The sequence below is a fragment of the Paractinoplanes pyxinae genome (assembly GCF_026626335.1).
Lineage (GTDB): Bacteria > Actinomycetota > Actinomycetes > Mycobacteriales > Micromonosporaceae > Actinoplanes > Actinoplanes pyxinae.
The window spans coordinates 209,638-216,783 of sequence record NZ_JAPNTZ010000018.1 but is presented as its reverse complement, the minus strand read 5'-3'; the positions used below and the strand labels follow the sequence as shown (position 1 = coordinate 216,783).

General features: G+C 65.3%; 5 protein-coding genes. 1 reads left to right on the top strand and 4 read right to left on the bottom strand.

All coding sequences use genetic code 11. The features are described 5' to 3' along the window. The 3 genes from OWR29_RS39795 to OWR29_RS39785 form a co-directional block, all read right to left on the bottom strand. The coding region (locus OWR29_RS39795) for an STAS domain-containing protein (protein ID WP_267568726.1) at positions 1 to 203 on the bottom strand (203 nt) is incomplete at its 3' end. Positions 204 to 815: 612 nt separating this feature from the next. Further along, positions 816 to 1,487 (bottom strand): GAF domain-containing protein, encoded by a 672-nt coding sequence (locus OWR29_RS39790; RefSeq protein WP_267568725.1) that lies wholly within the window; start codon positions 1,485 to 1,487, stop codon positions 816 to 818. A 1,134-nt stretch (positions 1,488 to 2,621) separates the two neighbouring features. Next, the gene (locus OWR29_RS39785; protein ID WP_267568724.1) at positions 2,622 to 3,710 is read right to left on the bottom strand and encodes a putative bifunctional diguanylate cyclase/phosphodiesterase; all 1,089 of its coding nucleotides are present in this window, start codon (positions 3,708 to 3,710) and stop codon (positions 2,622 to 2,624) included. Between the two features lie 214 nt (positions 3,711 to 3,924). Between OWR29_RS39785 and OWR29_RS39780 the strand changes: the two genes are divergently transcribed. Continuing rightward, complete coding sequence (locus OWR29_RS39780; RefSeq protein WP_267568723.1) at positions 3,925 to 6,126, top strand: putative bifunctional diguanylate cyclase/phosphodiesterase; 2,202 nt, start codon at positions 3,925 to 3,927, stop codon at positions 6,124 to 6,126. 302 nt (positions 6,127 to 6,428) lie between these two features. On the opposite strand, the gene OWR29_RS39775 is transcribed toward OWR29_RS39780, so the two are convergent. Beyond that, a complete protein-coding gene (locus OWR29_RS39775) occupies positions 6,429 to 7,070 on the bottom strand; it encodes a chemotaxis protein CheB (protein ID WP_267568722.1) in 642 nt (213 codons plus the stop codon). Positions 7,071 to 7,146: the final 76 nt, after the last annotated feature.

The window sequence follows — 7,146 nt, the reverse complement described above, 5'->3', positions numbered from 1 at the left end:
TCGGGCAGGCTTGATGCTTTGACCAGGGCCTGGTTTTCTGCCTCGAGATCGGACAGGTCCAGCACCACTTGACTGGGTTGCCGTCTGCAGTGGTGCGTAAGCGCGGCACGCAGCGCGGTGACTGAGTCATCGTCGGGTCGGCCATGGATCGCGACGTGCACAGTTGTCGGGCCCGTGTCGGCCTGCCACGTCAGTGGTGACACGACACCGACGCTTGTCTGGCGGGTGTGCGGAGCTGGTCGGGCAAGCATGAGCTCGGATGAGAGATGACAGCAGCAAGGCTCCAGCGTAGGACTGGTCTGTTCCGCGCTTCGACAGCGCCAGTCTTCTTGTGGCTACTGTTATCGACTATGTTGCCGATGCCCTTCATCTGATCCGTGACCATGATCGCTAAGACGGTTGATTGGGATGGTGAGCTTCGATGTGCTGTCACCCGACCTGCGTACCCCGAGGGTTCGCTAATAGCCCTGTGCACTGATTCCCGGAACGTGAGCCGGTGCCCGCCAAACTTGATGCCACCTGCGCTGGTTGGCTGACCTGCGCTGTGGTTGAGATTGAGCGATTGCTCTAGATCAGCTCGATCAAGCGTGGACGTACGACGTCGATCAGCACGGCTGCAAGCTTTCGTCGCTAGCCGAGCCCCGTCGGCCGCACACTCCGGCGACGGGCGGAAGCATTGACGTCCTGCTCAAGCCCGTACATCGCTGTGCGCACTGGCCGCCAGCGGCTTACGGCTACTTGACCTCACGCGGCACCAGAGCCGCCAGAGCATCGCCACCTTACTTCGATCGTCGCAGTTGGACCCGGAATCGACGTCACGCATCTAGGTGGGGCTGGTTCTGTTCGATTACTAGTGCGGCGGTGTCGGTCAGGGAAGTGCCGGCCGCGGCGGCTTGTTCGCACAAGATTAGGTAGCCGCGATGTGTGTCCATTCTGCCTGCGGACAAGATGGCGGCGGCTCGCCGGATCATGGCGCGGAGGGCTACGGCGCTGATGAGGCCCGCGGTCAATTCCCGGCCGCCGGGGTCCAGCGCATCGTGGTTCCAGCAGTCGAAGGGGTCCGGATCGTAAGCGGCCCACACCGCATTTGTCAGCGTCGACAGGGTACCGGCTCGGCGGCTGTAGAGATTAAGTGACGCAAATGTCACACCGGAACCGGCGAAGAGTGGAACCGATAGGGACGTCTTCAGGCCCAAGCTTGCTGCGGTATCGCGGAAACGCGGCCACGTGACGGTGGCGGCGATGTCCGGCACGAAAGCTGGATAATCCGCCTCAAGAGCTTCGAGGCACGGGCCGGCTCCGTCGTCATACTGTGCTTGGTCGACGGCCGCCGCCAGGTCGCTACCTACCGCGGCGGTAACGTATCTGTTCCCCAACCTGCTGGTGACTGATACCCAGTCGACTGCTGTGATCAGCTTCTCGGCCAGTTGAGCAACAATGATGAGATCAGTTGCGATCCGGAAGCTCCCGTTCGGTGTTGCGGCCAATGCTAAGCAATCGGTCCTGTAGCAGACCGGACAATAGTGTCTGCTCTGTTAGCGATGCCACAACTTCTCCTGTCGTCCGGCATAGGTGCCCGAGTCACGCGGCGTCGAAGTACGGGATCACCGTGGCGGCGAGCATGTCCCGGCTGTACACCGCCAATACGTGATGGTGGGCGAGAGCCGCCATATGCCAAGGACGCGGGCTTGAAGCTGATCAACCGTGACTTGACCATTCTCCCCCTCGACGACCGTGCCGTGGCATCGCCGTCCTCGGCGGCCCCGAGAGTCGGGACCTTTGGTGCGCTGGTCATCGACTCCTCCTTAGCGAGAAAGGTTCTCGACCTGCCGCGCATACCCTGCAGTGCGACAGAGATTCGTCGGAAGCGATCTCTTTTGATCCCGTCGTCGAGCCCGACGCTCCGCTTCAGACAGTTGGGAGAGCACCCGACCACGCTGGCGGATGCTCTCCCGCAAGGCGTCCGGCCGGTCCCGTCTGCGGTTAGCAGCGGCGCTCGAGCCCCCTCGCTCCAACGCCGCGAAGGACTTGACCGGCCGTCACGCGGACGGCCGTATTAGCCGACTCGGGCCTGATAAACATCGCCGCAAGCTGTTCTTGTGCAGCCGGTATCGCAGCCCGCCTCGCCGGCCTGCAGCTGCTTGCCACCTACCGGCTCCTCGGCCTGCGCGAGCGATCGCCGCCCGCGCCGGCGTGGTCACCGCCGTACTGGCCGAGCTTGACCGGCGCACCGTGCTACCCGCAGGTCATCTGCGCCGGGTATCTAGGCGGCATCATTATTCGTGACGGGCGGGATCGTCGACGTGCTGTCCTGTCGACGGCACCCTCGCTCCACCGGGGCCACAAGATGATGTCAGCAGCGATCGGGGGAGGCGCGGGAGCCCGCTGATCGGGTGCTGCTCTGCACCGGCGGCATCGTTGAGGCCCGGTTCATTACCGGCGAGCAGGACGGCATGGATCGGCTACTACAGCTGCAGTCCAAACTCGCGCTGATGGAGTCCCTGTGCAGAAGGCGCCAGTCAGGTGGATGGGGCGGGATCGTAGGAATCAGATCGGCCGCTGCTACCGCGATGTGGCTGCCCTCTCCGGGGCGCCGTTCGACTGAACCGGCGCGTGACTGGTTACCTCGTCAGGGCGGCGACAGCTGACGAGGTGAACTGGTGTTCGAAGTCGGCGGCGGGCATCGGCCGGGCGTACAGGTAGCCCTGCGCGTACTGGTAGCCGAGCCGGCGGAGCCGGTCGGCCTGTGCGATGGTTTCGACCCCTTCGGCGACGGCGTCGATGGCGAAGTCGGTGGTGAAGCCGATGAGGTTCTTAACGATGATGGCGCCGGCCTGGTCGGCGGCAGTGCCGCTGACGAAGGACTTGTCGACCTTGAGGATGTCGACCGGGCAGTCCAGCAGCAGGCTCAGCGTGGATTGGCCGGTGCCGAAGTCGTCCAAAGCGATGCGTACACCGACAGTTTTGAGCTGTTCGAGTCGGCGTGCGGCGACGGTGGAGGAGAAGACCGCGGTTTCGGTAACTTCCAGGACGAGCCGGCTGACGTCCATGCCGGTTCGCCGCAGGATCACCTCCATTTGGTCGACGAAGTCGGATTTGGCGAGTTGCCGAGCGGACACGTTGACGCTGATCTTGGCAGGGGCGTTGTCGCCGTAACGATCCCGCCAGGCGGCGGCCTGCCGACAGGTGTGTTCGAGCACCCAGTAGCCGAGTTCGACGATGCAACCGCTGCGTTCGGCCAGCGGGATGAACACGTCCGGGGAGATCAATCCGCGCTGCGGGTGCTGCCAGCGCATGAGCACCTCGCCACCGACGATAGCCCCGGTGGTCAACTCGACGATGGGCTGGTACAGCGCGAAGATCTGCTCATCGGGTAACGCTTGGCGCAGGTCAGCCGACAGCCGTGCAGTCTCGTTGGCGGCCTCGTCCAAGGCTGCGTCGAACCAGTGCCACCGATGGCCGCCGGCCGTCTTCGCGGCGTACATGGCGACGTCGGCGCGGCGCAGCAGATCCTGTGGGTTGTCGCCGGCGCGGCTGACGGTGACACCGATACTGACAGCGGTGACGGTGGTGTGTTCGCCGAGTTCCGCCGGTTGAAGGGCCGTTCGATCTGGTTGTAGTGCTTGTCTGTTCGGTGTCGAGGATTGGTGGTGGCCACCCGTAACCGCCAGGCGGGATCTGGGCCATGCCTTTGCTCCCACCTGATCCACCAACCAGGGCTTCGGCGACGATCTGCGTGAGGCGGTTGTTAGACCGTCAGCGAAAGCAATTTTTGCGGAGTTCGTGACGTGATGTCGGCCGCCGGTAGGAGAATGTCGGTTAGAACCTCCGACTTGTCGCGGCGGAAGTGGGACGGCTATGAGGGATGCGCGGTCCACGGTCGCGCTGTCCTGGGTTGTGCGGTCGTGGCGGCTCTCACCGACTGTGGCTGTCCTGGCGGTCCTGATTTTAGCTGGTCAGCTGGTCGGCGCCTTCGACGGCGAAGCCAGGCCGTGGATCGTCGGTGTGTCGATCCTTGTGCTGGACGCGGTCGGCGCCGCGGCCAGCTGGCGAGCCGCCAAGAGCTCTCTGACCGGTCCGCTGCCGTGGGGATTGATCGGGGCGGGCCGGGCAGCGTCTGTGCTGGCCACGATCGCCTTGTTCGCCGCCGACTCCGGAGCGACGACGATCTGGTGGTGGGTTGGTGCGGTCGCCCGGCTGGTCATGTTTGCACTGATCAGTGCCGGGATGGTCGCTGGCGGCTTACGTCAGTTCTCCGGCCGCCACCGCATCGCTTTGATCGCAGAAATCCTCGTCGTGCTGTGCGCCGGTTTCATGGTGACTTGGTATTTCGACCTTGAGCCCACCCTTGTCGCGCAGGACCCTTCACGGTTGTGGCTGATCAGCGTCGGCTGGCCACTGGGGGACCTGCTTCTGCTGGCCGCTGTCGCCTCGGTCGTGCTGCGCGGCGCGGTGACCCGGTTTGCCGCGCCGATCACCGCGTTCAGCATGGGGCTGGCTGTGTTATTCGCCGCCGATGTCACCTGGTCGATCATCGACGCTCGCGGAACGGCGGCGGCGGTATCCCCGGCCGCGGGGCTGAGCATCGTCACCGCCGGTCTGTTGCTCACTGCAGCACCGATCGTTGCCGGCGCACGCCGGGGACGGCCGTTCCAGCGCCGGTTGAGTGACCCGCCGACTTGGGCGACTCACTTGCCGATGGTCGCGATGGTGACCGGCGGTCTGCTCATGCTCATCGTTACTTTGCGCGAGGGGCAATTGCTGCCCTGGGGAGGTCTGGTCTGCGCGCTGATCGTGATGACCTGCGCGGCGGCGGTGCGGCAGACGATCTCGCTGCGCGAGAGCCATGATCAGGTCATCGCCGATCCGTTGACCGGCCTGGCCAACCGGGTCGGCCTGGACCGGGCTTTCGACCGGCTGGCTCGCCGCGGCGAATCGGCGACGGTGCTGCTGATCGACCTCGACGGGTTCAAGCTGGTCAATGACGCCTACGGTCACGCCGCCGGCGATGCCTTCCTGATCCACGTCGCCCGGCAACTGGACGCGGTCGTCCGCAAGCAGACCACCATCGCCCGCATCGGCGGCGACGAGTTCGTGGTCCTTCTGGCCGGGATCTCGTCTGCGACGCAGGCGACGGCGGTGGCCGGCCGGATCCTGGCCGCGCTCAGCGAGCATCCGGCAGACCTGGACGACGACGTGGTTCCGGTGCGCGCCAGCGTCGGCGTCGCTCTCGCCGAATCCGGCCAGGACAGCAAAATGCTGCTGCGGCAGGCCGATATCGCCATGTATCACAGCAAACGAGCCGGCAGCCATGGCCACACCCTCTACCATCCTGCCCTGATCGACCGGCGCGCCGCCGACGCCGCACTGGCCGACGATCTCGAACACGCCCAGGCCCGCGGTGAACTTCATGTGCTCTACCAGCCTCTGGTGGACCTGAACACCGAACGCCCCATTGCCGCCGAAGCGCTGCTGCGCTGGCAGCACCCTGTCCACGGCCTGATCTCGCCGGTGCAGTTCATCCCGATCGCTGAACGCACCGGAACCATCAACTCGATCGGGATGTGGGTCTTGGAACAGGCGCTGACTCAACTCGACGCCTTCCATCAGCAGAACCCGGCCGGGCCGCGAATGCACATCAGCGTCAACCTGTCACCCCGGCAGTTACGAGAACCGAGCATCGTGCACGACATTCTCACCGTGATCGCCCGCGCCGGCGTCGACCCGCGCCACCTCGTCCTGGAGGTCACCGAGGCCGTCTTGGTCGACGAAGCCGGCGGCATCGCCGCGCTACGGGCCCTGCGAGAACACGGCATCCGCATCGCCCTCGACGACTTCGGCACCGGCTACTCGTCCCTGCAGTACCTCACCCGCCTTCCCGTCGACATCCTCAAGATCGACCGGAGCTTTGTCGCTGAGCTCAACGGCACCGCCGAAGGCACCGCCGTCACCGAAGCCGTCATCCGCCTGGCCCAAGTTCTGCACCTGAACACCGTCGCCGAAGGCATCGAAACCAGCAATCAAGCAGCTGAGCTCCGGGCCCTGGGCTGCCACACCGGCCAAGGCTTCCTCTACGCCAAACCGCTTCCAGCCGGCGAGTTCACTCAGCTGCTGCAGCCGAGCTGAAAATAGTGCAGCACCGGCACCATGGCTTTGCAGCGCAGGAAAGGCATGGACGCCGCTTCGCGACACCCGGCCCGCGGACGCGTCGACGGCGGTTGCGCGCCTCGGCCAAAGTCGACGATTCGCGTCCGTACGCCTACCAGGTAGCGGGGCCACCCTCAAGTTCCCGCCAGGTGCGACCGGCTATCGACACAGTACCGGTTGGCGTTGACGGTCCTTTCGTGCGCACAGATCCACATGGGCCCCGGAATGAATCAGCATCGCTCGAAAGACGGGCATCCATGTGTGGCTCAAGTATTGAGTGCTCAGGCGACGAACTGTGCCCAGGAGGCGGGCGGAACGCGGAAGAGATCGGCCGCTCCGGGCGCCATGGTGAGCGCGACGAGCGCATGCGAAATGGTGTGCAACGGAAGGACCAGATCGACGCAGCCGGTGGCGAGCGCGGCGGCGGGCATCCCGGCGGCTCGGGCGGAAGCGGGGTCTTCAACCACGGTCCGGCCCCCGTGCCGTTTGACGGTGCGGATTCCGGCGGCGCCGTCGTCAAGGCGACCGGTCAGCACGACCGCAATCGCCCGAGTGCCGTAGGCCGCGGCGACACTGCCGATCAGCGGATCGGCGCTACGGGCACTGCCGGCCGGCTGGAGCCGCAGCCGGTCGCCGTCAACGATGCCAGTGTGCCGGGCGGGAAGCACGGTAACCCCGGTTGCGAGCACCTGCTGGCCTTCCCGTGCCAGCCGCACGGGTAGAACAGTGCGCCTCCGCAGGTGTTCGACGAACACGGTGTCGATCCTCGCGGTGCGGTGCTGAACCACCAAGACGGCGGCCGGAAAGTCCACGGGCAGTTCACCGAGCACAGCGGCCAGAGCGGCAGGCCCGCCGAATGACGCGGCGACAACGACCACGTCAAAGCCAGTTCGGCTGTCGCGGATATGTACGGGACCTGACACAGCATCAGCATAAGGCTTATGTACGGTGCCTGGCATAACCAGACTTCAAGAGGGTAGTCGCCGGCCTCGAAGGAGG